This is a genomic window from Streptomyces sp. URMC 127 (assembly GCF_051386535.1).
GTDB lineage: Bacteria > Actinomycetota > Actinomycetes > Streptomycetales > Streptomycetaceae > Streptomyces.
In genome coordinates, this window is the sequence record NZ_JBPQTW010000047.1 from 1 (window position 1) to 26,068 (window position 26,068).

The window sequence follows — 26,068 nt, forward strand, 5'->3', positions numbered from 1 at the left end:
CCCCGGGTCCTCGCGCAGCTCCGCCAGGAGCGACCAGCACAGGGCCAGCATGACCAGCACGAACGGCAGGGCGACCAGGATCGTCGCGGACTGCAGCGACTGCAGGCCGCCGGCCACCAGCAGGACCGCCGCGACCGCGGCCATCAGCACGCCCCAGGTCACCACCAGCCACGTGCGCGGGTGCAGCGCGCCCCGGCTGCAGAGCGAGCCCATCACGAGGGAGGCGGAGTCCGCGCTGGTGATGAAGTACGTCATGACCAGCGCCATCGCGATCCACGACGCGAGCGTTTCCAGCGGCAGCGTGCCCAGGAGGGCGAACAGGGACGCCTCCGCGCCCTCCTTGACCGTGCCCGACATATCGGCCCTGCCCGTCATGTCCAGCCGCAGGGCGCTCCCGCCCATCACGCAGAACCACACGATCGTCGCGCCGCTCGGCACGAGCAGGACGCCGACGAGGAACTCCCGGATCGTCCGGCCGCGCGAGATGCGGGCGATGAAGGTGCCCACGAAGGGGGCCCACGACAGCCACCACGCCCAGTAGAAGATCGTCCACGCGCCGAGCCACTTGGAGTCGGTGAACGCGCCCGTGCGGGTCGCGAGGGTCAGCAGGTCGTGCAGGTAGCCGCCGGCGGCCGCGGGGATCGTGTTGAGGACGAAGACCGTGGGGCCGAGGAGGAAGACGAAGACCATGAGGCAGGCGGCGAGCACGATGTTGAGCGTGCTGAGCCACTTCACGCCCTTGTGCAGCCCGGAGAACGCCGACAGCACGAACGCGGCCGACAGCCCGCCGATGATGATCAGTTCCAGGGCCGTGCTGTCCTGCACGCCGGTCGTGATGTTCAGGCCCTTCGACACCTGCAGGGCGCCCAGGCCCAGGCTCGTCGCCGTGCCGAAGACGGTGGCGAAGACCGCGAGCAGGTCGATGACCCGGCCCGGCCAGCCGGCCGCCCGCTCCTCGCCGAGCAGCGGCACGAAGGCCGAGCTCAGCCGGTTGCCGCGGCCCTTGCGGAAGCCCGCGTAGGCGAGGGCGAGGCCGGCCATGCCGTAGATCGCCCACGGGTGCAGGGTCCAGTGGAAGAACGAGTACTCCAGCGCGGTACGGGCCGCGGCCGGCGTGTTCGCGGTGACGCCGCTGCCGGGCGGCGGGGAGACGAAGTGCAGGAGCGGTTCGCCCACGCCGTAGAACATCAGGCCGATGCCCATGCCCGCGCTGAACATCATCGCGATCCACGCGAGGTTGCTGAACTCCGGCTGGTCGTCGTCCCGGCCGAGCCGGATCCGGCCGAAGCGGCTGAAGGCGATGACCACGCACAGGGCGAGGAAGACGTCGGCGGCGATCACGAACAGCCACGCGAAGTTGGACAGCACCCAGTTCAGCGCCGACTTCGTCAGCCGGTCGAAGGAGTGCTTGCCCAGCGCCGCCCACGCGACCACCACGAGCACCGCCGCGCCGCCGATCGCGACCAGGGCCGCGTCCGGGGGTTCCTCCCGGCCGCCGGGGGTGTGCGGGGCGTGCGGACCGTGCGTCACGTCGGTGCTCATGACGCCCCACTATGGCCGGAAGAGTACCCAATCGTGCGGACTGGCACGCCGCGCGCGGGCATGGGCAACGGCGGATCCGCCCCGGTAGGGTCCAGGCGGCAACGGCCGGGCGCGGCACGGCCGGGCGCCGCGGCATGAGCGGACGTGACTCGGTGCGATGCGATGCGATACGACGCGAGGGGTGGCGCAATGGCGGACGCGGTACGGGTGCTCATCGCCGCGGACAAGTTCAAGGGCTCCCTGACGGCTGCCGAGGTCGCCCGGCACGTCGCCGCCGGGCTGCGCCGGGGCGCGGACGCCGCCGGGCGGCCGCTCGACGTCGCGGCGCTGCCCGTCGCGGACGGCGGCGACGGCACGGTCGACGCGGCCGTCGCCGCCGGCTTCGAGCGCCGCGAGGCGCGGGTGACGGGGCCGGTGGGAGCGCCGGTCACCGCCGTGTACGCGCTGCGCGGCGGCACGGCGGTCGTGGAGATGGCCGAGGCGTCCGGGCTGCGGCGGCTGCCGGGCGGCGTGCCCGCGCCGCTCACGGCCACGACGTACGGGACCGGTGAGCTCGTACGGGCCGCGCTCGACGCCGGCGCGCGCTCGCTGGTCCTCGGCATCGGGGGCAGCGCCACGACGGACGGCGGGGCGGGGATGCTCAGCGCGCTCGGCGCGCGGCTCCTGGACGCGTCCGGTGCGCCGGTGCGGCCCGGGGCCGCCGCCCTCGCCGGGCTCGCCACGGCCGACCTGTCGGGGCTCGACCCCCGGCTGCGCGCCGCCTCCCTCGTCCTCGCGAGCGACGTCGACAACCCGCTGACCGGGCCCGCCGGGGCCGCGGCCGTCTACGGCCCCCAGAAGGGCGCCTCGGCGGACGACGTGGCCCTGCTGGACGCCGCGCTGGCGCACTACGCCGCCGTCCTCGACGGAGGCGCGCTCGCGGGCGCGGCCGGGGCGGGCGCGGCGGGCGGGCTCGGCTACGGGGCCCTCGCCGGGCTTGGTGCAGTCTTCCGGCCCGGCATCGAGGTCATGCTCGACGTCCTCGGCTTCGCGGACGCGCTGCGCGGCACGGACCTCGTGATCACGGGCGAGGGGTCCTTGGACGCGCAGACCCTGCGGGGCAAGGCGCCGGCGGGGGTGGCCCGGGCGGCCCGCGAGCGGGGTGTGCCGGTGGTGGCGGTGTGCGGCCGCCTGGCCCTGGAGAGCTCCGCCCTCCAGGGCGCCGGGATCGGCCGCGCGTATGCCCTGACCGACCTGGAGCCGGACCCGGACCGCTGCGTGGCCCTCGCCGGACCGCTCCTGGAGCGGCTGGCGGAACGCGTTGCGGCGGACTACTTGCCGTGAGCACGGCACCGCGGGGCACCGACCGTTGGTCACCGGGGCTCGGTCTCGGGCCGGTTCGGCACCGCCGGGCGCCTCCGGTGGGGGTTGCGCGCCGTTGCGGCGGAGGTGAGAGGGCGGGGCCCTCTCGACCGTTGGTGGCCGACTCGGCCGGCTCGGCCGGCGGGCCGGTCCGGCACCGCCGGGCACCGACCGTTGGTCACCGGCTCGGTCTCGGGCCGGTTCGGCACCGCCGGGCACCTCCGGTGGGGGTTGCCCGCCGTCGCGGCGGAGGTGAGAGGGCGGGGCCCTCTCGACCGTTGGTCACCGGCTCGGCCCCGGGCCGGTTCGGCACCGCCGGGCACCTCCGGTGGGGGTTGCCCGCCGTCGCGGCGGAGGTGAGAGGGCGGGCCCTCTCGGACCCGGTCCGGCACCGCCGCGCCCCCGGCCCCCGTTCCGGTACGCGAAACGGGGCGGCCCCCGACCCGTAGGTCCGGGGCCGCCCCGTCCGTCGTCACCCGCGACGCAGTGCTTAAGGAAGCTGCGTCGCCCTCGCCTCGCGGCGGTTGTCGCGGAACGTGTTCACCCGGCGCGCCGTCGCGAAGAGCGGGATCACCGCGCCCAGGACGACCTGGAGCGCGCAGCCCGTCTGCAGGAGCAGCTCGCCGCCGGGCGCGTCGAACGCCCAGGCCGCCAGCAGGCCCATGCTGAGCACGATCCAGCTGAGCATCGCCACCGCGAGGCGCCCCCGCGGCTTGGGGTACTCGACCCGGCTGACCATCAGCCACGCCACGCCCACGATCGCCAGCAGCGTCGGGACGAAGGGCAGCTCCAGCAGCACGATCGAGACGACCGTGAGCGCGCCGAACGGGCTCGGCATTCCCTGGAAGATGCCGTCCCGCAGCTGGACGCACGAGAAGCGCGCCAGTCTGAGGACGACCGCGAGCAGCACCACGACCGCGGCCACGGCCGACACCCGCTGGTGGGCGTCGTCGGCGACCATGCCCCACACGACCACGAAGTACGCCGGGGCGAGCCCGAAGCTGATCAGGTCGGAGAGGTTGTCCAGCTCCGCGCCCATCGCCGAGCTGCGCAGCTTCCGCGCCACGAGCCCGTCGAAGAGGTCGAAGACCGAGGCGAGCAGCATCAGTATGACCGCGGTGGCCGCGCTGTGGCGGGCCATGCCGCCGTCCTCGTTCCCCGTGAGGTGGGGGATGAGGACGCCGGTGGTGGTGAAGTACACCGCCATGAACCCGCAGATCGCGTTGCCGAGCGTGAGCGTGTCCGCTATTGAGAGCCGGGTGGACAGCGGCATGGCCTCCGCGTCCTCGGCCTCGTCCGCCTCGGGCACCCAGGATGCCTCTTGATCAATCACGGTCAAGGCGTGTCACCCCCGCCGTGGTCTTCTGGCCGACCTCGACGGCGACCTCGACGCCCTCCGGCAGGTAGACGTCGACGCGCGAACCGAAGCGGATCAGGCCGATCCGCTCACCCTGCTCCACCTTGGTGTCCGCGGTGAGGTAGGGCACGATGCGGCGGGCGACGGCGCCGGCGATCTGCACCATCTCGATGTCGCCGAGCTCGGTGTCGAAGTGCCAGACGACGCGCTCGTTGTTCTCGCTCTCCTTGTTGAACGCCGGAACGAACCCGCCGGGGATGTGCTCGACGGACGTCACGGTGCCGGCCAGCGGCGCCCGGTTGACGTGGACGTTCAGCGGGCTCATGAAGATCGCGACGCGGGTGCGCCCGTCCTTCCACGGCATGATGCTCTGCACCACGCCGTCGGCGGGGGAGATGACCCGGCCCTTGGCGATCTCGCGATCGGGGTCGCGGAAGAACCACAGCATGCCCGCCGTAAGCGCGGTGGCGGGCACGGCGAGCGCCGCCCAGCGCCCGGAGCGCCGGGCGCGGGTGAGGCTGACCGCCGCCGTGGCGACGGTCGGGACGAGCCACGGCGATGCTCCGCGCGCAAGGCGGTAGCCGAGGTGGCTGTCGCGAGGTGCAGAGGAAGAGCTGTGGGGCATGGGTGACCTTCGTAGCGGAGGGTGCCGCGAAACGATTGGGGGACGGCGGCTTTCCGGGGATGCTATCGGTTGCGGGCGGCAACTGGCTAAGCGCCAGGGCCAGTCCGTGGCCGAACTCCGATGACTGGGTGTGATCTTCTTCTCGGTCGAACCACCCCTAACCGGAATATTTACCCCTGGATCCGGTACTCCTCGAGTAGCCGGCGACCAATGATCATTTTCTGGATCTCTGCCGTTCCCTCACCGATGAGCAGCATGGGGGCCTCTCGGTAGAGGCGCTCGATCTCGTACTCCTTGGAGAACCCGTATCCACCGTGGATGCGGAACGCGTCCTCCACCACCTCCTTGCAGTACTCGGAGGCCAGGTACTTGGCCATTCCGGCCTCGAGATCGTTGCGCCGGCCCGAGTCCTTCTTCCGGGCCGCGTTCACCATCATCGCATGGGCCGCTTCGACCTTTGTCCCCATTTCAGCAAGTTTGAATTGGATGGCCTGGTGCTGTGCGATCGGTTTTCCGAAGGTCTGCCGCTGCTGCGCGTAGGCGACACCCAGCTCGAACGCACGCTGTGCGACGCCGCAGCCACGCGCCGCGACGTTCACGCGGCCGACCTCGACGCCGTCCATCATCTGGTAGAAGCCCCGGCCCGTGGCGCCGCCGAGCACGCGATCGGCCGGCACCCGCAGGCCGTCCATGATCAGCTCGGTCGTGTCGACGCCCTTGTAGCCCATTTTGTCGATCTTTCCGGGGATGGTCAGCCCCGGCTTGACCTCGCCGAACCCCGGTTCCTTCTCGATCAGGAAGGTCGTCATCGACTTGTGCGGCGCGGTCCCCTCGGGATGGCCCTCGTCCGTCCGGCACAGGACCGCCACCAGCGTCGACGTCCCGCCGTTCGTCAGCCACATCTTCTGGCCGGTCAGCAGGAAGTCGTCGCCGTCGCGCACGCCCTTCGATGTGATTGCCGACACATCCGAGCCCAGGCCCGGCTCCGACATCGAGAAGGCGCCCCGGATCTCCCCCGCCGCCATTTTTGGCAGGAAATGGTCCTTCTGTTCCTGAGTGCCGTGCTGCTTGAGCATGTACGCCACGATGAAGTGCGTGTTGATGATCCCCGACACGCTCATCCAGCCCCGGGCTATCTCCTCCACGCACAGCGCGTATGTGAGAAGGGACTCACCGAGCCCCCCGTACTCCTCCGGGATCATCAGGCCGAAGACCCCGAGGTCCTTGAGCCCCTCCACGATCTGCGCCGGATACTCGTCCCGGTGCTCCAGGTCCGTGGCGACCGGGATGATCTCCTTGTCGACGAAGTCGCGGACCGTCGAGAGGATCTCCCGCTGGACGTCCGTCAGCCCGTCGGTCTGCGCGAGGCGGCCCATCTCACTTCTCCCGGATGATCGGCTCGGGGCGGCCGGGCTGCTCCCCGCCGCGCTCCTTGATGTACGTGGCGGTGGGCACCATCACCTTGCGCCGGAAGGTGCAGACCACGGTGCCGTCCTGCTTGTAGCCGATGGTCTCGACGTGGACGATCCCGCGGTCGCTCTTCGACTTCGACGGCGTCTTGTCCAGCACGCGCGTCTCGCCGTAGATCGTGTCGCCGTGGAAGGTCGGCGCGACGTGCTTGAGCGACTCCACCTCCAGGTTGGCGATGGCCTTGCCGGAGACGTCGGGCACGGACATGCCCAGCAGGAGCGAGTAGACGTAGTTGCCCACCACCACGTTCTTGCCGAAGTCCGTGGTCTCCCCGGCGTAGTGGGCGTCCATGTGCAACGGGTGGTGGTTCATGGTCAGCAGGCAGAACAAGTGGTCGTCGTACTCGGTGACGGTCTTGCCGGGCCAGTGCTTGTAAACGTCGCCTACGGTGAACTCTTCGTAAGTCCGGCCGAACTGCATGGTGCTCAGGCCTCCGGGATCTCGAACTTCGACGTACGGGTCATCCCCGCCGCCCGGCCCTTGCCCGCGATCACCAGGGCCATCTTCCGGCTGGCCTCGTCGATCATCTCGTCGCCGAGCATCGCCGAGCCCTTCTTGCCGCCCTCCTCCGACGTGCACCAGTCGTACGCGTCGAGGATCAGCTCGGCGTGGTCGTACTCCTCCTGCGAGGGCGAGAACACCTCGTTGGCCGCGTCCACCTGGCCCGGGTGCAGCACCCACTTGCCGTCGAAGCCGAGCGCCGCCGAGCGCCGCGCGATCTCGCGGTAGCCGTCCACGTTCTTGATCTGCAGGTACGGGCCGTCGATGGCCTGCAGGTCGTGGGCGCGGGCCGCCATCAGGATGCGCATCAGGATGTAGTGGTAGGCGTCCGCCGGGTAGCCGGGCGGCTGCTCGCCGACGACCAGCGACTTCATGTTGATCGAGGCCATGAAGTCGGCCGGGCCGAAGATGAGCGTCTCGACGCGCGGCGACGCGGCCGCGATCTCGTCCACGTTCACCAGGCCCTTGGCGTTCTCGATCTGCGCCTCGATGCCGATGCGGCCCACCTCGAAGCCCATCGTCTTCTCGATCTGGGTCAGCAGCAGGTCCAGGGCGACGACCTGCTGGGCGTCCTGGACCTTCGGCAGCATGATGCAGTCGAGATTCGGGCCCGCGCCCTCCACGACCGTCACGACGTCGCGGTACGTCCAGTGCGTCGTCCAGTCGTTGACGCGCACGGCGGTGGTCTTGCCCGACCAGTCGCCGTTGTTGAGCGCGTCCACGACCAGGTGGCGGGCGCCCTCCTTGGCCAGCGGGGCGCAGGCGTCCTCCAGGTCCAGGAAGACCATGTCGGCGGGGAGGCCCTGGGCCTTCTCCAGGAAGCGCGGGTTGCTGCCGGGAACCGCCAGGCACGAACGGCGCGGGCGCAGCGGCCTCTGGGGTGCGGGCGTGGTCATGCGGGGACCTCCAGCGGGTCGAGGTGGTTCGCTTTCCGGATCTCGTCGACAATACGTCCGATGATCTCCGTGATGCCGAAATCTTTGGGAGTGAACACCGCGGCGACACCGGCCGCCCGCAGGGCGGCGGCGTCCGCGGACGGGATGATCCCGCCGACGATGACGGGAAGGTCGCCGGCCCCCTCGGCGCGCAGCCGCGCGAGCACGTCCGGGACGAGCTCGGCGTGCGACCCGGAGAGGATCGACAGGCCGACGCAGTGCACGTCCTCGGCGACGGCCGCCGAGACGATCTGCTCGGGGGTCAGCCGGATGCCCTGGTAGACCACTTCGAAGCCGGCGTCGCGCGCCCGGACGGCGATCTGCTCGGCGCCGTTGGAGTGGCCGTCCAGGCCCGGCTTGCCGACGAGCAGGCGCAGCTTGCCGCTGCCCAGCTCCTCGGCCGTGCGGGCCGCCTTGGCGCGGACGGCGGCCAGCGGGGTGCCGGCCTCCGCGGCGACCGCCACGGGGGCGCTGCTCACGCCCGTGGGGGCGCGGAACTCCCCGAAGACGTCGCGCAGGGCCCACGACCACTCCCCGGTCGTGACGCCGGCGCGGACGCACTCCAGCGTGGGTGCCATCAGGTTCTCCGAGCCGGCCGCCGCCTTCTTCAGGGCGGCCAGCGACTCCTGGGCGCGGCCCTCGTCGCGGTTCTCGCGCCAGGCGTGCAGGGCGGCGACGACGCGGGCCTCGTTGGCCGGGTCCACGGTCATGATCGCGGTGTCGAGGTCGGCGGTGAGCGGGTTGGGCTCGGTCGACTCGTAGCAGTTGACGCCGACGATCTTCTCCTCGCCGGCCTCGATCCGGGCCCGGCGCTCGGCGTGCGAGGAGACCAGCCGGGCCTTCAGGTAGCCGGACTCCACGGCCGCCATCGCGCCGCCCATCTCCTGGATCCGGTCGATCTCCGCCAGGCACTCCCCGACGAGCGCGTCCACCTTCGCCTCGATGACGTGCGAGCCCGCGAAGATGTCGTCGTACTCCAGCAGGTCGCTCTCGTGCGCGAGGACCTGCTGGATCCGCAGGCTCCACTGCTGGTCCCAGGGCCGGGGCAGGCCCAGCGCCTCGTTCCAGGCGGGCAGCTGCACGGCGCGGGCCCGGGCGTCCTTGGAGAGGGTCACGGCCAGCATCTCCAGGACGATGCGCTGGACGTTGTTCTCCGGCTGCGCCTCCGTCAGGCCGAGGGAGTTGACCTGCACGCCGTAGCGGAAGCGGCGCTGCTTGGGGTTCGCGATGCCGTAGCGGTCGCGGGTGATCCTGTCCCAGATGCGGCCGAAGGCCCGCATCTTGCACATCTCCTCGATGAAGCGGACGCCGGCGTTGACGAAGAAGGAGATCCGGGCGACGACGTCGCCGAACTTCTCCTGCGGCACCTGGCCGGAGTCCCGCACCGCGTCCAGCACCGCGATGGCAGTGGACATCGCGTAGGCGATCTCCTGGACGGGAGTGGCGCCCGCCTCCTGCAGGTGGTAGCTGCAGATGTTGATCGGGTTCCACTTGGGGATGTGCGCCACGGTGTACGTGATCATGTCCGTGGTCAGCCGCAGCGACGGCCCCGGCGGGAAGACGTGCGTCCCGCGCGAGAGGTACTCCTTGACGATGTCGTTCTGCGTCGTCCCCTGCAGCTTGGTGACGTCGGCGCCCTGCTCCTCGGCGACCACCTGGTACATGGCCAGCAGCCACATGGCGGTGGCGTTGATGGTCATGGAGGTGTTCATCTGCTCCAGCGGGATGTCCTGGAACAGCCGCCGCATGTCGCCGAGGTGCGCGACCGGCACGCCGACCCGGCCGACCTCGCCGCGGGCGAGGATGTGGTCGGAGTCGTAGCCGGTCTGCGTCGGCAGGTCGAACGCGACCGAGAGACCGGTCTGGCCCTTGGCGAGGTTGCGCCGGTAGAGCTCGTTGGACGCCTCGGCGGTGGAGTGCCCGGCGTAGGTCCGCATGAGCCAGGGCCGGTCTTTTTGACGTTCCGTCATCGCAGTCGGCTCACACGTTCCGGAAGCGGTTGATGGCGTCGATGTGCTTCGCCCGCATCTCCTCGTCGCGGACCCCCATGCCCTCCTCGGGGGCCAGCGCGAGCACGCCGACCTTGCCCTGGTGGAGGTTGCGGTGCACGTCGTACGCGGCCTGCCCGGTGTCCTCCAGGCGGTACGTCTTCGACAGCGTGGGGTGGATCTTCCCCTTGGCGATCAGGCGGTTGGCCTCCCACGCCTCGCGGTAGTTGGCGAAGTGCGAGCCCACGATGCGCTTCAGCGACATCCACAGGTAGCGGTTGTCGTACTCGTGCTTGTAGCCGGACGTCGACGCGCAGGTGACGATCGTGCCGCCCTTGCGCGTGACGTAGACGGACGCGCCGAAGGTCTCGCGGCCGGGGTGCTCGAAGACGATGTCGACGTCCTCGCCGCCGGTCAGCTCGCGGATGCGCTTGCCGAAGCGCTTCCACTCGCGCGGGTCCTGCTCCTGCTCGTCCTTCCAGAACCGGTAGCCCTCGGCACTCCGGTCGATGATCGCCTCGGCGCCCATCGCCCGGCAGATCTCCGCCTTCTTGTCGCTGGAGACGACGCAGATCGGGTTGGCGCCGCCGGCGAGCGCGAACTGCGTGGCGTACGAGCCGAGTCCGCCGCTGGCGCCCCAGATCAGGACGTTGTCGCCCTGCTTCATGCCGGCGCCGTTGCGGGAGACGAGCTGGCGGTAGGCGGTGGAGTTGACCAGGCCGGGGGCGGCGGCCTCCTCCCAGCTGAGGTGGCGCGGCTTGGGCATGAGCTGGTTGGACTTCACGAGAGCGATCTCGGCGAGGCCGCCGAAGTTCGTCTCGAAGCCCCAGATGCGCTGCTCGGGGTCGAGCATCGTGTCGTCGTGGCCGTCGGCGGACTCCAGCTCCACGGACAGGCAGTGGGCGACGACCTCGTCGCCGGGCTTCCAGGCGTTGACGCCGGGGCCGGTGCGCAGGACGACGCCCGCGAGGTCGGAGCCGATGACGTGGTACGGCAGGTCGTGCCGCTTGGCGAGCAGGGAGAGCTTGCCGTAGCGCTCGAGGAAGGCGAACGTCGACACGGGCTCGAAGATCGAGGTCCAGACGGAGTTGTAGTTCACGGAGCTGGCCATGACGGCCACGAGCGCCTCGCCGGGCCCGAGTTCGGGCACCGGCACCTCCTCGACGTGCAGCGACTTGCGCGGGTCCTTCTCGCGGGTGGAGAGGCCCTCGAACATGCCGGCCTCGTCCTTGTGCACGGTCACCGCGCGGTAGGAGTCGGGGACGGTCAGGGCCGCGAAGTCCTCGGTGGTGGTGTCCGGCGCGAGGATGGCGTCGAGTATCTGGTTCACGGTATTGCCTCCGGCGAAGCACGTCGGGGAAACGGCTTGAAGGAACGTCGGGGGTGGTGCGGGAAGGGGTACAGAGGCGGTGCCGTCGGTTCGGCGGGTGGTGCGGGGCGGTGCTCGGTGCAGCTTCGACCCGGCGCCGGTGGGCGCGGTGGGAGTGCCTGTGACGCAGGCGTCCGGGCGCACAAGATGCTTGCGGGGACAGCCGGCGCGCGACGGTTGTGTCAGCGCGCCGGCCGCCCGGACACGGACAACGTATGGCACGCCGTGCCACACGACAAGACACTCGGTGCCAACAATTTCTCTCAGATGTCACCCGGACGGCACGCATGAGCAACGAAGGCCGCCCCACAGGGGCGGCCTTCGTCAGCAAATACCGGGAGATGTCCTACTTCTTCTTGAGCGCCTTCTCGATCGCCCGCATGACCTCGCCGAGCGGCGCGTCCGTCCGCGCCACCGTCACCAGCACCTCGCCCTCGGCCCGCGCCGTGGCGCCCGGGGCCTCCTCCTGCCGGGAGCGCCCGGCCCCGATGCCCGTGCCGAAGGTCTCCCGCACGATCGCGAACGCGTGGTCGAGCTGGGCCTCCACGTCGCCCTGCCCGCCGCCGCGCAGCCAGCGCCGCAGGACGTGGTTGTGCGCGGTGACGACGGCCGAGGCGGCGACCTCGGCGAGCAGCGGGTCGTCGTCGCCGACGTGGTGCGCGCCCTCGTCGAAGTGGCCGAGGAGATAGCGGGTGAACAGCCGCTCGTAGCGGGCGACGGAGGCGATCTCGCGCTCGCGCAGGGCCGGCACCTCACGGGTCAGGCGGTAGCGCTCCACGGACACGGCCGGGGAGGCCGCGTACATCCGCATGACCTCCTTGATGCCCCGGCAGACGGTGTCGAGGGGGTTCTCGTGCGGCGGGGCCGCGTCCAGCACCCCCGCCGCCCGCACGAGGGTGTCGTCGTGGTCGGGGAAGATGGCCTCTTCCTTGGAGCGGAAGTGGCGGAAGAAGGTGCGGCGGGCGACGCCGGCCGCGGCCGCGATCTCGTCGACGGTCGTCGCCTCGTAGCCCTTGGTCGCGAACAACTCCATCGCGGCGGTGGCGAGTTTGCGGCGCATGGTCAGGCGCTGCGCGGCGGCCCGGCGGCTGCCGGCGCTCTCGGTGCCGGGGTGCGGATCTCGGGTCTCACGGGGTGTTTCGTCGGCCGTGCGCGGAGCGCGGACGGCCTTGGCGGGCTGGGGCATGTGGGGAACGTAACACGCGTCCGCACGGGCGCGCCGGGACGGACCGTCCCCCGGTTCGAGCAGCCCGCCCCAGCCCGCGTCGTACTCGCGCGCCGTCCGCTCAGGCCTTCGCATACTCGCGGAAGCCGCGGCCCGTCTTGCGGCCCAGGCAGCCCGCCGCCACCAGGTGCTCCAGCAGGGGCGCCGGAGCCAGGCCCGGGTCGCGGAACTCGCGGTGCAGGACCCGCTCGATGGCCAGCGACACGTCCAGCCCCACCACGTCCAGCAGTTCGAAGGGGCCCATCGGATAGCCGCCGCCGAGCTTCATCGCCGCGTCGATGTCGTCCGGGCTCGCGTAGTGCTCCTGCACCATCTTCACCGCGTTGTTCAGATACGGGAACAGCAGGGCGTTGACGATGAACCCGGCCCGGTCGCCGCAGTCCACCGGGTGCTTGCGCAACCGGGTGCAGACCTCGCGGACGGTGGCGTGCACGTCGTCCGCGGTGAGGACCGTACGGACCACTTCCACGAGCTTCATCGCCGGCGCCGGGTTGAAGAAGTGCATCCCGATGACGTCCTGCGGGCGCGAGGTGGCGCGGGCCAGGGCGACGACGGGCAGCGAGGACGTGGTCGTGGCCAGCACCGCGCCCGGCCTGCAGACCTTGTCGAGCGTGCCGAACAGCTGCTGCTTGACCGCCAGGTCCTCCGCCACCGCCTCGACGGCGAGGTCCACGCCGGAGAACGCGTCCAGCGAGCCCGCGGGCGTGATCGCGGCCAGGGCCGCCTCCCGCTCGGCGGCCGTCAGGCGGCCCTTGTCCACTGAGCGCGCCAGGGACTTCGCCACCCGCGCCTTGGCGGCCCCGGCCTTCTCCTGCGTGCGAGCGGCGAGCACCACGCGGTACCCGGCCTTGGCGAAGACCTCGGCGATGCCGCTCGCCATCGTGCCCGACCCGGCCACGCCGACCGCGCGCACCTCGCGCGGTGCGGCCCCGCTCCCGCCCGTGCCGGGCGTCTGCGCGTCCGGCACGACCACCGCCGAGTCCGGCCCGTCGTAGGTGTAGAAGCCGCGGCCCGCCTTGCGGCCGGTCAGGCCCGCCTCGGCGAGCTGGCCGAGGATGGGCGCGGGCGCCTGCAGCCGGTCGTGGGAGGCCGCGTACATGGCCTCCAGGACCGTGCGCGCGGTGTCGATGCCGATCAGGTCCAGCAGGGCGAGCGGGCCCATCGGCAGGCCGCAGCCCAGCCGCATCGCCGCGTCGATGTCCTCGCGGCTCGCGTACCGCGACTCGTACATCGCGGCCGCCTGGTTGAGGTAGCCGAAGAGCAGCCCGTCGGCGACGAAGCCGGGCCGGTCGCCGACCGCGACGGGCTCCTTGCCCAGCTCGCGGGCGAGCGCGGTGACGGCCGAGACGGCGGCGGGCGCGGTGAGCACCGACGAGACGACCTCCACCAGCTTCATCGCCGGCGCCGGGTTGAAGAAGTGCATGCCCAGCACCCGCTCGGGGCGGGCCGAGTCCGCGGCCAGCCGGGTCACCGACAGCGCGTTGGTGCCCGTCGCCAGGATCGTCGCCGGGCCCACGATCGCGTCCAGCGCGGTGAACACCTCGTGCTTGAGCGCGTAGTCCTCGGGCACGACCTCGATCACCAGGTCGGCGCCCGCCGCCGCCCGCAGATCCGTCGACGTGCGGAAGCGGGCGAGCGCGGCCCGCCGCTCGTCCTCGGTGATGCGCTCGCGGCGCACCGCGCGGGCGGTGGCGCTCCCGAGCGTGCGGACGGCGTGCGCCGCCGCGGCCTCCGAGACGTCGATGCCGACGACGTCGCGGCCGGCCCGGACCAGGACTTCGGCGATGCCGGTGCCCATGGTGCCGAGGCCCACGACGGCCACGGTCCGCAAGGGGGCGGGGGAGGGGAGACCGGGCGGCCCGGCCGGCGGAGGGGTGGACGTACGGTCCATCGCGAGACTCCAGGAGGTGGTCCCCGTGCGCGCGGGGATGCGTCGGTCGGATGCGTTTCCGGGTACGGGTAAGGGGCGACCGCGGAAAGGGAGTTGTTGCGACCGGCAGGCCCTGTCCCGGGGCCGTGCCGTACTCGACGGGCCGAACCGACGAACCGACGTCGAAGCAGCGGGCGGCTGCGTCACCAGGCCGCCCGAGCGGGGGTACCGCTCTTGCCGGGAGATTAACTCACGGGTAACCAAGAGCGCCAGGGGGCGGACGCGCGACCTACCATGTGGCACAGGCCACTCGGGGAGGAGAAGCGGGCAGTGACAGGGACCGAGAGGGCAGAAGAGGAATTCCGTGCGCTGGTGAAACGGGTGCGGGCCGAGCTGGTCACGCAGGCCGAGTTCGCCTCCTTCGAGCGGCTGCTCGCGCTCGTCCGCTCCCGCGACGGCGGCCCGCCCGCCCGGCGGGCCCGCCGGGACGAGCTCGCCGCGATCCTGACCGCCCCCGAACAGCCCCTGTGGGCCCGTGAGATCGCCGCCTTCGTGCTGGGGGCGGAGGGCGACCGGAGGGCCTTCGAGACGCTCATACTGCTCCTGAACTACCGCGAACCGGTGCGCTGCGCCACCGCCGCCTTCGTCCTCGCCCGCCTCGGCGACCCCCGCACCGCCCGCGCGGCGGCGGCCCTCGCCACCAACCCCCTGCGCACCGCCTACGCCCTCCACCCCGTCCGCCTGCTGACCGAGCTGCGCGCCCCCGAGTCCGTCCCCGCCCTGCTCGCCACGCTCGAACGGCTCCTGGCGGCCCGCGACCACTGCTGGCCCGTCGCCCGCGCCTGCGTGGAGGGCCTGGGCGCCCTGGGCGACCGCCGCGCCGAGGACGCCCTGGTCGCGGCCCGCGAGCACGAGCGCCTCCGCGCCGCGGCGCACGAGGCGCTGGCGCGCCTGGCCTGACCGGTGCGACCAGTGCGACCAGTGCGACCGGAGTGATCGGCGGGGCGGCCCCGGGGCGTCCTCACGTTCGATCCCTCCTTTTCGAGACTGGGGCATGTGTTCGTTCCGGGGGAGGGGGTCCGGATTTGGGCGGGTGTGCCGTTGGTGGTTGGCTGTGCGGCGAAGTACGTCGCGCTCAGCGCGCAGCGGTTCGGTAGCAGTTCGGTACGACGTCCGGAGGACAAGCCATGGGCCAGGTCGAGGCCACCACGGAGCGGATCATCGCGGCGGACCCCGAGGAGGTGTTCGACGCGCTGGCCGACTACACCGGCACCCGGGCCAAGCTGCTGCCCGAGCACTTCAGCGAGTACGAGGTGCGCGAGGGCGGGGACGGCGAGGGCACCCTCGTGCACTGGAAGCTCCAGGCCACCAGCAAGCGCGTCCGCGACTGCCTGCTGGAGGTCACCGAGCCCACCACCGGGCAGCTGGTCGAGAAGGACCGCAACTCCTCCATGGTGACCACCTGGACCGTCACCCCGGCCGGGGAGGGCAAGGCCAGGGCCGTCGTCAGCACCGTGTGGAACGGCGCCGGCGGCATCGGCGGCATCTTCGAGCGGACCTTCGCCCCCAAGGGCCTCGGCCGGATCTACGACGCGGTGCTCGCCAAGCTGGCCGCGGAGGTCGAGAAGTAGCCCCGGACGGCGGGCGCGCAGCCGCGCCCTTTACCGGTGGAAGCCCGGACCGGCCACGGTCCGGGCTTCACCGTTTCGGGTGGTTTCCCCGGCGCCACGCCGGGCCGTCGTATGCCTCCGACCGGCGCAAAAGCCCCACGGACGGCCTCTCGGGTCAATCCCCTCGGTTGCTCGCCGTCGGCGCGAAATGCGAGAAAAGGGCGGCGACAGCAGGCGTGACGAGGGGAGCGGTACGTGGGCGGGACCACCTTGGTACAGAGCGACGGGCCGGCGCCCGCCCTGCCCGCGCCCGGCGCCGCCCCCGCCTTCGAGGCGCCGCCCGAACCACCCGCCGGGCGCGGGAGGTTGCGCGTGGTCCTCGCCGGGCTGCTGCTCGCGCTGCTCCTCGCCGCGCTCGACCAGACCACCGTCGTCACCGCCCTGCCCACGATCACCGGCGAACTGCACGGCCCCGGCCGCGCGCCCTGGGTGATCACGGCCTATCTGCTCGGCTCCGCCGTCGCCCTGCCCCTGTGCAGCAGGCTGGGCGAGGCCGCCGGGCGCAAGGGCGTGTTCGCCTTCGCCCTCGTCCTCCTGGCCGCCGCCTCCGCCCTCGCGGCCCGGGCGCACAGCATGGACACGTTCGTCGCCTTCCGCGCCCTGCAGGGGATCGGCGGCGGCGGGGTGCTGGCCGGCATCCACGCGATCATCGCCGGCCTCGTGCCGGCCCGCGAGCGCGCCCGCCATCTCGGCGCCGCCGCGGCCGTGTTCGGGCTCGCCACCGTCGCCGGGCCCCCGCTCGGCGGCCTCCTCACCGACCACGTCTCCTGGCGCTGGTGCTTCGACCTCAACGTCCCCCTCGGCGTGCTCGCCCTCCTCGCCGTCGCCTTCGGCCTGCGGCTCCCCGGGCCCGCGCCCAGGGCCCGCTTCGACGTCTTCGGCGCCCTGCTCCTCGCGGCCTTCTCCGTCAGCCTCGTGCTGCTGGCCACCCGGGCCGGCAGCCCCTGGCCCTCGCGCGTCACCCTCGGACTCGCCGCGGCCGCCCTCGGCACCGCGCTGCTCCTCGTCGTCGCCGAGAACCTCGCGGCCGAACCCCTCGTCCCGCCGCGGCTGTTCCGCTCACCGGCCTTCGTCGCCTGCGCCCTCCTCGGCGCGGCCGCCGGGGCCGCCCTCTTCGGCGCCGCCGGCACTCTGCCCGCCTTCCTGCAGATGGCCGACGGCGCGGGCGCCGTCCGTTCGGGGCTGCTCGTGCTGCCCCTGACGGCCGGCGCCGTCCTCGGCTCCCTCATCAGCGGACAGCTCGCCCGCCGCACCGGCCGCTGCCGGCTCTTCGCCGCCGCCGGCTGCGGCGCGGCCGCCGCCGGGGCCTGCCTGCTCTCCCGGCTCGGCACCGCCACGACGTGGCCCGCCTACACCCTCTGGACGGCGCTCCTCGGCACCGGTGCGGGCCTTGCCGTGCCGGCCGCCGTGCGGGCCGCGCAGCGCTCCGTCCCCGCCGCGGACCGCGCCGCCGCGACCCTCGCCGCCGCGTACTTCCGCCAGCTCGGCGGGGCGCTCGGCGCGGGCGTCCTCGGCACGCTGGCCGCGCGCCGCCTCGCCGGCGGAGAGGCCGGCAGCCCCCTCGCGCCGCGGCTGCTGCGCGCCCTGCCCCCCGAACTCCACAGCGGCTACGCACGGGCGTACGCGCACGCCGTGCCGCGGATCTTCCTGTACCTCGTACCCGTGCTCGTCCTGGGCCTTTTACTCGCCTTCCTGCTGAAGGAGAAAACGCCGGTGTCCCAAAACCTCGCAGAAGCCCCCGTCATCCCGTCGGCGCGGACCGCCCCGCCGGAGGAGGAACCCCCCTTCGTCCCCGGCATCCCCGTCACCGGGGTCGTCCAGCACCACGACGGCACGACCGTCCCCCGCGCCGCCCTCACCCTGATCGACGGCGGGGGCCGGCAGGTCGGCCGCGGAGCGACCGGCGAGGACGGGCGGTACGCGCTCAGCACCCCCGGCACCGGCTCCTACGTCCTCATCGCGGCGGCCGGCGGCCACCAGCCGCAGGCCGTCACCGTCACCGTCGGCGAACGGCCCGTCGAGCTCGACGTCGTCCTCGGCGGCGCCGGGCGGCTCGCCGGGACCGTGCTCACCGCCGACGGCTCGCCCGTCCGGGACGCCCTGGTCACCCTGACCAACGTGCACGGCGAGGTCGTCGCCTCCACCCGCACCGGGCGCGACGGCGGCTACGACATCGGCGAGCTCATCGCCGGGGAGTACACCCTCGCCGGCAGCGCGCCCGTCTTCCGGCCGGCCGCGCTGCCGGTGACGGTCCAGTCCTGCCGCGAGACCCGCCAGGACATCGAGCTCGCCGGCGGCGCGGTGCTGCGCGGCGTGGTCCGCGCGGGCGGCGGACGGCTCGTCGAGGACGCGCGCGTCACGCTCCTCGATGCCGCGGGCAACGTCGTCGACACGGCGACGACCGGGGCCGACGGGGCGTTCCGCTTCGTCGACCTGTCGGCCGGCGAGTACACGGTCATCGCCGCGGGGTACCCGCCGGTGGCCACGGTGCTCCAGGTCGCCGGCGGCGGCCGCACGGAGCGGGACCTCCAGCTCGGCCACGCGGACTAGCCGTCCGGCGGGGGCGGGCACGCGCGGGTCGCGCCCGCCCGGCTGCCGCCGGACCCCCGCGGCGGGGGAGAACTCCGGGCTCCGCCCGGCCGGTGTCCCGGCTCCGCGGGGCGCGGCGCTCGGCCCTCGCGGTGGGGTCCGGGGCGGTACGGGTGACGGCGGTCGTCGATTCCGCCGGACCCTCGGGGTGGGGGTGTTCCGCCGTGGCGGCGGGGGAGAACTCCGGGCTCCGCCCGGGAGGGTTCCCGGCTCCGCCGGGCGCGGTGCCGGCCTCTCGGCGCCCGGCAGCCCTCTTCCGCCGCCGCGGTGCCCGGCCCTCGCGGTGGGGTCCGGCAGTACGGGTGACGGCCGTCGTCGATTCCGCCGGACCCTCGGGGTGGGGGCGTGCCGCCGTTGCGGCGGGAAGATTTCCGGCTCCGCCGGGGAAGTTCTTCCGCCGCAGCGGTGATCCACCACGATGGTGAGGGTCCGGCGGAATCAACGACGGCCGTCGTCGACGTGCCCGGGGTCCCGCCGACGGCGGGCTAAGGCGTCTGCGGCCACGTGGCATACCTACGCATGCCGTACAGCAGCGGTGTCCCGTCCGCCCCCGGCAAGGGTTCCGCGCGGACTATTTCGCCGATGACCAGCGTGTGGTCACCCGCGCGGTCCAGGCGGTGGACGCGGCACTCGGCCGCCGTGTGCGCGTCCTCCGGCAGCAGCGGCAGGCCCGTCGCCGGGGACCGCTCCCACGGGACGGCCGAGAAGCGGCCCGCGCCCCGGTGGGCGAAGGCCTCCGCCGCGCGGCGCCCCGCCCCGTGCAGGAGGTTGACGGCGAACCAGCCGCGCTCGGCGAGCACCGGAAGGGTGCTGCCCGTCGTGGAGGCGCACACGAGCAGCAGCGGCGGGTCGAGCGACACCCCGCACCACGCGGTGCAGGCGAAGCCGTACGGCGTGCCGAGGCCGTCGTCGGTGGTGACGACGGCCACCCCGCCGGGGTGGGAGGCCATCAGGGAGCGGTAGGTGTCGGGGTCGACGGGGGAGAGCGCGGTGGTCATTGCGGGGTCCTCATCGGTTCGTGGTGCGGTTGCCGAGGGCCGTGGTGACGCCGATGCTGCCCAGGCACAGCACCGTGATCACTCCGGCGAAGACGCCGGCCGCCGTCATGAGCGTGCCGTTCGCCAGCAGCACGGCGACGCCGGCGACGGGCACGGTCAGGCCCAGATAGGCGGCGACGAAGTAGCCGGAGACCAGCTCCGAGACGCGGTCGGGCGACGCCTGGGCCGTCACCAGCGCCAGGCCGGACTTGAAGGAGGTGCCCGCGCCCGCGCCGCCCAGCAGGGAGCCGCACAGGAAGACGGGCAGCGAGGCGGCGGACAGGCCGGCGAGGATGAGGCCGAGCCCGAGCGGGACGGCGGTCATGCCCACGGTCAGGCCGGTGCGCGGCGCCAGACGCACCGCGAGGAGCTGGGCGGCCCCCGCGGAGCCGAAGGCGCTGAACGCCACCAGGCCGACGGCCAGATGGCTGTGGTTGTGCAGCCCCTGCACGAGGAAGTTGCCGGCGAGCGCGGCCAGCAGGCCCAGCAGGGAGAAGGAGGCGAAGACCGCGGCGGCCGCGGCGGCGAACGGCCGCCGCACGGCCGGCGGCACGCCGATCCGCTGCGGCCGGATGCCGCCCCCGCGCGGGGCGGCCCGCTCGGGCAGCCCCCACAGGGCGAGGCCCGGCAGGAGCAGCACGATCAGGACGGTGTACGGCAGCACGTCCGGCGCGGGCGCGTACTCCACGAGCACGCCGGAGAGCAGCGCCCCGCTGCCCAGCCCGGCCATGTTGGTGACCGAGGCGATCAGGGCGGCGCGCGGCGGCGAGGGGTGGAGCTCTCTGAGGTACGCGGTGGCCGCACCGGTCGTCAGCCCCACCGAGATACCGGAGAGCAGCCGCCCGGCGAACAGCCCGGGAAGGGTGGGCAGGACGACGAAGACGACGCTGCTCGCCGCGGCGACGGCCAGCGCCGGGACGAGCGTCGCCCGCCGCCCGATCTTGTCGGACAGGCCGCCGAAGAGCAGCAGGGCGGCCAGGATGCCCACCGCGTAGGCGGCGAAGACGAGGGCGACGACGGGCGGGGACAGGTGCAGCCGCTGGGCGTAGAGGGCGTACAGGGGCGTCGGGACGGTGCCGCCGGCCATCACGACGAACAGCACGTACGTCACGGCCGGGACGGCGGCGCGCGGGACGCCCGGCGCGGCGGAGGCCCCGGCCCCCGCCGCCCCGGCGCGCCGCTGCGTGTGAGCCCTCACCAGTCGAACGCGGTCGCGTCGTACAGGTTGACGCCGAGCGCGGCCTTGCCGAGGTACTCCAGGCACTCCTCCGGCTTGGCGGGCATCACGGAGGCGAAGGACGCCTCGCGCAGCAGCCGCTCCAGCGGCAGGGACCGGCTCACGGCGGCCGAGCCGCAGATGCGGACGGCGTCCTGGGCGAGCGCGGGACCGGTCTCGCCGACGACGTACTTCGCGGCGTGCACCGCGGCGTTGGCCCCGGCGCTGCCGCGGGCCGCGTCGACGCGGGCCCCGGCCTCGGCGACGAGGGCCCGGGCCGCGGCCAGCCGCGCGGACATCCGGCCGAGCTCGCGCTGCAGCACCGGCGAGCCGGCCCGCTTCGGGGAGGCGGCCACGTGATCGGTGGTGAAGCGCAGGATCGCCTCGGCGATGCCCAGGTACGCGCCCGTGTAGCCGGCGATCATCCAGTGCGGCTCGCGCACCAGCTTGTACAGGGACATGCCCTCGACGCCGAGGAAGAGCCGCGAGCGCGGCACCGTCACCGCGTCCAGGACCATGCCCGCGGTGCTCGTGCCGTACATCGCGGACAGGCTGTGCACCTCCCCGAAGCTCAATCCCGGATCGTCCGCGGCGACGACGAAGTGCGAGACCTCGCCGGTGCCTTCGGTGCCCTCGGCGCGCGCCGCGACCACGTAGTAGTCGGCGACGCCCGCCAGCGAGACGAACGACTTCTCGCCGATGATCACGTAGTCGCCGTCGCCCGTGCGGCGGTAGGACGTGCGCACGCCGCGGAGCTTGGCGCCGCTGCCCGCCTCGGAGGTGGCGGAGGCGAACATCTTCCGGCCGCTGATCACCTCGTCGAACAGCCAGGCCCGGAAGGCCTCCGCCGCGGGCGGCAGGGGCGTGCCGGCGGACTCGCACAGCGAGCCGATGGCGACGTTGTGCATGTTGAAGCCGAGGGCCGCGGCGCCGTTGTGGGCTCCGAGCGCGGCCAGCACCGCCGAGTAGGCGGCGAAGCCGAGCCCGGCACCGCCCGCCTCCCGCGGCACGAGCAGGCCCAGCAGGCCGGCCTCGCGCAGGATCCGGTACGTCTCGTGGCCGTCTGAGCGGCCCGCGTCCACGTCGGCCGCGTGGGGGGCGAGGGCCGCCCCCGTCTCCTCGGCGAGCGCGAGGATTTCGTCGAATTCGGCGGGCAGCAGCCCGGTGGGCAAGGACAGGGCCATGAGGGGCCTTTCGGAAATCGGGTTCCCGGGCGGGAACCGTTCTTCGGGCGCGGGAGTCAGTTCTCGACGGGCAGCCCGAATTCACGGGCGACACCGATGCGCAGCAGGTCGTTGGGGCCTGCATACGTGAGGGCCGCCATCGGGCTGTGCAGATCGGCGGGGAGTTCGGAATCGGCGATGAAGGCCCGTACGCCGGAGAGCGCGGTGGCGTGCTCCGTGAGCCGGACGTAGTCCTCGGAGACCGAGATCTTGGTGAGGGCGGCCTCCGCCGACAGCCGGCGCGTGGGCGTGCCCGCGTCCAGCCGCGCGGCCATGCCGTACAGCAGCGTGCGGGAGCGGTGCAGGACGAGCGCCATGTCGCTGATGCGGGAGGCCACTTGGTGGCTGGCGCCCATGCGGCGGCCGAAGTGGCCGCGCTCGCACGCCCAGTCCGCCATGCGCCGCAGGGTGCGGCGCATGGGGCCGAGGGCGTAGCCGAGCAGCAGGGCCCGCTCCCACGTGGTCGTGGAGGTCAGGAGCGCCAGCCCCGAGCCCTCCCCGCCGACGAGGCTGCCGGCCGGCAGCCGCACGCCGTCGAAGGCCAGCTCGCCCATCGGGACGCCGGGCAGCGCGGTCTTGGCGAAGGCGTCGGCGCGGGTCACGCCCGGCGTGGCGACGGGGAACAGGAAGGCGGACAGGGAGAACGGCGAACGGCCCTCGCCCGTACGGGCGAAGACGAGCGCCAGGTCGGCCACCGGGGCGGCCGTGATGAACGTCTTGGCACCGTCCAGCACGAAGCCGTCGCCGTCGCGCCGGGCGCGCGTGTCCATCGACAGCGGGTCGCTGCCGCCCTTGCGCTCGGTGAGCGCGTGGCACAGCAGCTCCCGCCCGTCCTGGATGCGGGCCACCGACTCCCAGGCGCCGGCGGGGAGCGCCGCGCGCAGCGGGTACTCCATGCCGAACACCTGGGAGGCCATCGCGTAGACGACGCCGGGATCGGCGCCGGCCAGGCCGATGCCCTCGATCATGGCGAGCGAGCGGGTGACGGGCCCCGGCGCGGCGGGGCCGGCGGGCGCGCCGGGCTCCGGCTCCGGGGGATCCAGGCGGAGCACGCCGAGCCCGGCGAGGGTCTCCCACTGGTCGCGGAAGCCCTTCCCGGCGAGCTGCTCCACCAGGGGCAGCGCCCGCTCGCGGTACGCGTCGACCACGGCCTCGGCCCCGGCGGGCCCCGAGCGCAGCAGACTGTCCACGGGATTCACTGTGTCTCTCCGTTCGCTTCTCCGCCTGCGCGGCGCAGCGGTGCGGGCATCGCGGTCGAGTGCGGCTCGGTGGCCGCGCATGCGTCGCTCACAGCGCGGCCCCCGCCCTGATGTTCTCGATCACGCCCCACAGCGCCTGCGGGCTGCGGAAGTTGGCCGCCACGATCTCGGTGTCCGGCAGGACGATGCCCGCCTGGGAGTCGAGCGCGGCGACGATCTGCATGATGGCCAGCGAGTCCAGAAGGCCCTGTTCGAGCAGCGGGGTGTCCGGGCTCAGCTGCTGCGGCTCCTCGCCGCGCCCCCAGGTGATCTTGCTGCTGATCAGGGTGCAGAGTTCCTCTACGGTGTTCACTTCGGTTTCCTCCGTTGGGGTGCGCGGTGTGCGGCGGATCGGGTCAGTCGGTGCGGGCGGCGAGCGCGCGGCGGTCGACCTTGCCGCGGGCGTTGACGGGCAGGGCGGCCATGGGCACGACGCGGTCGGGCAGCATGCGCAGCGGCAGCAGCCCGCGCAGGCCGGCGAGCGTCTCCTCGGCGGTGGTCTCCTTGCCGCCGCTCTGGACGTACGCCCAGAACTCGCCCCGGTGCGGGCCGTCCTTGGCGACGACGGCGGCGGCCGCGACGTGCGGCAGCGACAGCACGGCGCTCTCGACGTCGAGCAGGTCGATGCGGTGACCGCGCCGCTTGACCTGGGTGTCGCCGCGGCCGCGCAGGAAGACGCGGCCGTCGGCGGTGATGCGGCCGATGTCCCCGGTGGCGTAGGCGCGGCGGGCGACGCCGTCGCGGAAGCGCACCGTGCGGGTCGGGTCGGTGAGGGCCCCGTCCTGCAGGTAGCCCTGGAAGACCGTGGCGCCGGCGACGTGGATCTCGCCCGTGCCGTCGGTGGGCAGGCCGTCCTCGCCGAGGACGTCGACGACGTCGCCCTCGATGGCCCTGCCGATGGTCGTCTCCTGGTCCGCGGTCCAGTCGGCGGGCACCCGGCTGTACGTGCAGACGTTGGTCTCCGTCGGCCCGTAGAGGTTGTAGAGGGGCACGTCGCCGAGGAGCCGCAGATAGCGCTCCAGGGGGCGCGGGGCGAAGGGCTCGCCGGCGAAGGCCGCCACCCGCAGCGCGGGCGGGAAGTGCTCGGCGATGCCGCCCCGTTCGAGCATGCCCTGGTAGAGCGACGGCACGGCGTAGAAGGCGGTGATGCGCTGCTCGTGGAGCCAGCCGACGACGTCCCGGGGGAAGGAGCGCAGGACGTCCGGCATGAGGACGGCGCAGGCGCCCGCGGCGGCCGTGCTGAACAGGTCGAAGGTCGTGAGGTCGAAGGTGAGGGCGGCCTGCGAGCCGACCCGGTCCTCCTCGGTCAGGGCGAGCTCGGCGGCGGCCCACAGGGCGAAGTGGGCGACGTTGGCGTGGGAGAGCAGCACGCCCTTGGGGCGGCCGGTGGAGCCGGAGGTGAACAGGACGTAGCCGCCGCGGTCGGCGGGCGCGGGCAGCGGGGCGGGCTTGTCCGCGGCCGGGAGCGTGCGGACCCAGTTCAGACCGTGCTCCAGGACGCCCTCGGCGGGCTCCGGGCCGGCGCCCGCCTCCCCGGCGGCGCGCCGGCAGCCGGCGAGCGAGCGGTCGGAGGCGAGCAGCAGGGACAGCCCGGCGCCGCGCACCATGTGGGCCGTGCGGGCGGGCGGGTCCGCGACGTCGAGCGGGGCGGTGACGGCGCCCGCGCGCAGGGCGGCGTAGATGCCGAGGACGGCTTCGGGGCCCTTGGGGGCGAGGACGCCCACCCGGTCGCCGGGCTCCAGGCCGGCCGCGGGGAGCTGCCGCGCCAGCTCGCCGACGGCCCGTTCCAGTTCGGCGTAGGTCCAGGTGCGGCCCTGGGCGGTGAGGGCGGGCCGGCCGGGGTGCCGGCGGGCGGCGGCCGCGAGCAGGCCGTCCAGGCGGACGTCGTCGGTGTCGCTCATGGGCGGGCCTCCTGGCGCGAGGGCTGGGATGCGGGGTCTGCGGGTTCTGCAGCGACTACGGCGCCGCCGGGGCGGCTCGTGAGGAACGTCCCGATGGCGTCGACGACGTCGTCGGTCCGTTCGAGGTGCGGGGTGTGGCCGCAGCCGGCGAGCTCCAGGCGCTGCACGGGCCCGCCGAGGCCGCGCTCGGCGGCGTCGAGGTGGGCCGTGGTGCCGTAGGGGTCGTCGTCCCCCTGGACGAGGAGCACGGGTGCAGTGGCACCGGACAGATCGCCCTCGATGTTCCAGCCGCGGAACGCCTCGGAGAGCCACAGGCCGCTCCAGCGGCGGAAGACGGTGTCCGGGTCCTGGTGGTAGAAGGCCAGCTCCTTGGCGAGCGGCCCGGAGGCGTGGGCGGCGCGGGCGGCCGCGACGCCGAGGAGCGTTTGTTCCTCCGCGAAGAGGTGCGGGGCGATGGCGACGACGGCCTCGACGGGGTGGGCGGCGGCGTGCAGCAGGGCGATCGAGGCCCCTTCGCTGTGGCCGACGAGCACGGGGCGGCGGAAGCCGAGCCGGCCGAGCAGCTCGGGGACGACCTCGTGCGCCTCCTCGTGCAGGGAGCGCGGGGTGCGCTCCCGCGGGGCCGGGCCCGAACTCCCGTGGCCGTGGCGGGAGAAGACCAGGGTGCGGCGGCCGGTGGCGGCTGCCAGGCGGGCCGGGAAGCGCCGCCACATGGCGATGCAGCCGAGGCCCTCGTGGAGGAGGACGAGCGGAGCGGCTTCGGAACGGCCTTCGAGGACGGTGTATTCGACAGGCCCTCGGGATAGCGCGACGGTGGGCATGCGGAGTCCTTGGTGTGAGGGCCGGTTGAGTCGGAAAACCCTTGACGGAGCGCACCGGCCGGCGCCGGGAACCGATAATTGCCGACGTCAATGTCGGCGTCAACTGCCTTTTTATTTGACATAGTTGACTCAACCATCCGGTGGGCGTGG

General features: G+C 73.4%; 21 protein-coding genes. 4 read left to right on the forward strand and 17 right to left on the reverse strand.

Annotated features, from left to right (window positions below; all coding sequences use genetic code 11):
- Nucleotides 1–1,542, reverse strand: a 1,542-nt coding sequence (locus ACSNOH_RS13425) for a BCCT family transporter (protein WP_436721509.1), incomplete at its 3' end; no start/stop codon positions are given.
- A 189-nt stretch (nt 1,543–1,731) separates the two neighbouring features.
- Here ACSNOH_RS13425 and ACSNOH_RS13430 point away from each other — a divergent pair.
- Nucleotides 1,732–2,865, forward strand: a complete 1,134-nt coding sequence (locus ACSNOH_RS13430) for a glycerate kinase (protein ID WP_436721510.1) — start codon at nt 1,732–1,734, stop codon at nt 2,863–2,865.
- A 508-nt stretch (nt 2,866–3,373) separates the two neighbouring features.
- On the opposite strand, the gene pssA is transcribed toward ACSNOH_RS13430, so the two are convergent.
- From pssA to ACSNOH_RS13475, 9 genes are all read right to left on the reverse strand, one after another.
- A complete protein-coding gene (pssA, locus tag ACSNOH_RS13435) occupies nt 3,374–4,222 on the reverse strand; it encodes a CDP-diacylglycerol--serine O-phosphatidyltransferase (protein ID WP_436721511.1) in 849 nt (282 codons plus the stop codon).
- The gene (locus ACSNOH_RS13440; RefSeq protein WP_436721512.1) at nt 4,209–4,865 is read right to left on the reverse strand and encodes a phosphatidylserine decarboxylase; all 657 of its coding nucleotides are present in this window, start codon (nt 4,863–4,865) and stop codon (nt 4,209–4,211) included. Before ACSNOH_RS13440 ends, pssA begins: the two co-directional genes overlap by 14 nt.
- Before the next feature lie 170 nt (nt 4,866–5,035).
- Nucleotides 5,036–6,241, reverse strand: a complete 1,206-nt coding sequence (locus tag ACSNOH_RS13445) for an acyl-CoA dehydrogenase family protein (protein ID WP_436721513.1) — start codon at nt 6,239–6,241, stop codon at nt 5,036–5,038.
- A 1-nt stretch (nt 6,242) separates the two neighbouring features.
- Nucleotides 6,243–6,755, reverse strand: a complete 513-nt coding sequence (locus tag ACSNOH_RS13450) for a MaoC family dehydratase (protein ID WP_436721514.1) — start codon at nt 6,753–6,755, stop codon at nt 6,243–6,245.
- A gap of 5 nt (nt 6,756–6,760) precedes the next feature.
- Complete coding sequence (locus ACSNOH_RS13455; RefSeq protein WP_436721515.1) at nt 6,761–7,732, reverse strand: HpcH/HpaI aldolase/citrate lyase family protein; 972 nt, start codon at nt 7,730–7,732, stop codon at nt 6,761–6,763.
- Complete coding sequence (locus ACSNOH_RS13460) at nt 7,729–9,741, reverse strand: protein meaA (RefSeq protein ID WP_436721516.1); 2,013 nt, start codon at nt 9,739–9,741, stop codon at nt 7,729–7,731. The genes ACSNOH_RS13455 and ACSNOH_RS13460 overlap by 4 nt, the downstream gene beginning before the upstream one ends.
- 10 nt (nt 9,742–9,751) lie before the next feature.
- A complete protein-coding gene (ccrA, locus tag ACSNOH_RS13465) occupies nt 9,752–11,089 on the reverse strand; it encodes a crotonyl-CoA carboxylase/reductase (protein WP_436721517.1) in 1,338 nt (445 codons plus the stop codon).
- Nucleotides 11,090–11,474: 385 nt separating this feature from the next.
- Nucleotides 11,475–12,314 (reverse strand): TetR family transcriptional regulator, encoded by an 840-nt coding sequence (locus ACSNOH_RS13470; protein WP_436721518.1) that lies wholly within the window; start codon nt 12,312–12,314, stop codon nt 11,475–11,477.
- 100 nt (nt 12,315–12,414) lie between these two features.
- Nucleotides 12,415–14,244 carry a 3-hydroxyacyl-CoA dehydrogenase family protein gene (locus ACSNOH_RS13475; RefSeq protein WP_436721519.1) on the reverse strand — a complete coding sequence of 610 codons (1,830 nt, stop codon included), beginning with the start codon at nt 14,242–14,244 and terminating at the stop codon, nt 12,415–12,417.
- Nucleotides 14,245–14,553: 309 nt separating this feature from the next.
- Here ACSNOH_RS13475 and ACSNOH_RS13480 point away from each other — a divergent pair, with 309 nt between their 5' ends.
- The 3 genes from ACSNOH_RS13480 (at nt 14,554) to ACSNOH_RS13490 (ending at nt 18,443) form a co-directional block, all read left to right on the forward strand.
- Nucleotides 14,554–15,183 (forward strand): HEAT repeat domain-containing protein, encoded by a 630-nt coding sequence (locus ACSNOH_RS13480; RefSeq protein ID WP_436721520.1) that lies wholly within the window; start codon nt 14,554–14,556, stop codon nt 15,181–15,183.
- A gap of 227 nt (nt 15,184–15,410) precedes the next feature.
- Nucleotides 15,411–15,854 carry an SRPBCC family protein gene (locus ACSNOH_RS13485; RefSeq protein ID WP_436721521.1) on the forward strand — a complete coding sequence of 148 codons (444 nt, stop codon included), beginning with the start codon at nt 15,411–15,413 and terminating at the stop codon, nt 15,852–15,854.
- Nucleotides 15,855–16,088: 234 nt separating this feature from the next.
- A complete protein-coding gene (locus ACSNOH_RS13490) occupies nt 16,089–18,443 on the forward strand; it encodes an MFS transporter (protein ID WP_436721522.1) in 2,355 nt (784 codons plus the stop codon).
- A gap of 524 nt (nt 18,444–18,967) precedes the next feature.
- Here ACSNOH_RS13490 and ACSNOH_RS13495 read toward each other — a convergent pair.
- From ACSNOH_RS13495 to ACSNOH_RS13525, 7 genes are all read right to left on the reverse strand, one after another.
- Entirely contained in the window at nt 18,968–19,480 is a 513-nt protein-coding gene (locus ACSNOH_RS13495; protein ID WP_436721523.1) for a flavin reductase family protein, read from the reverse strand.
- A 10-nt stretch (nt 19,481–19,490) separates the two neighbouring features.
- A complete protein-coding gene (locus tag ACSNOH_RS13500) occupies nt 19,491–20,717 on the reverse strand; it encodes an MFS transporter (RefSeq protein ID WP_436721524.1) in 1,227 nt (408 codons plus the stop codon).
- Nucleotides 20,714–21,919, reverse strand: coding sequence for an acyl-CoA dehydrogenase family protein (locus tag ACSNOH_RS13505; protein WP_436721525.1), 1,206 nt, complete (start codon nt 21,917–21,919; stop codon nt 20,714–20,716). Before ACSNOH_RS13505 ends, ACSNOH_RS13500 begins: the two co-directional genes overlap by 4 nt.
- A 56-nt stretch (nt 21,920–21,975) precedes the next feature.
- The gene (locus ACSNOH_RS13510) at nt 21,976–23,148 is read right to left on the reverse strand and encodes an acyl-CoA dehydrogenase family protein (RefSeq protein ID WP_436721526.1); all 1,173 of its coding nucleotides are present in this window, start codon (nt 23,146–23,148) and stop codon (nt 21,976–21,978) included.
- Between the two features lie 97 nt (nt 23,149–23,245).
- Nucleotides 23,246–23,509, reverse strand: coding sequence for an acyl carrier protein (locus tag ACSNOH_RS13515; RefSeq protein WP_436721527.1), 264 nt, complete (start codon nt 23,507–23,509; stop codon nt 23,246–23,248).
- Nucleotides 23,510–23,552: 43 nt separating this feature from the next.
- Nucleotides 23,553–25,097, reverse strand: coding sequence for an AMP-binding protein (locus ACSNOH_RS13520; RefSeq protein ID WP_436721528.1), 1,545 nt, complete (start codon nt 25,095–25,097; stop codon nt 23,553–23,555).
- Nucleotides 25,094–25,918, reverse strand: a complete 825-nt coding sequence (locus ACSNOH_RS13525; RefSeq protein ID WP_436721529.1) for an alpha/beta fold hydrolase — start codon at nt 25,916–25,918, stop codon at nt 25,094–25,096. The genes ACSNOH_RS13520 and ACSNOH_RS13525 overlap by 4 nt, the downstream gene beginning before the upstream one ends.
- Between the last annotated feature and the right edge of the window lie 150 nt (nt 25,919–26,068).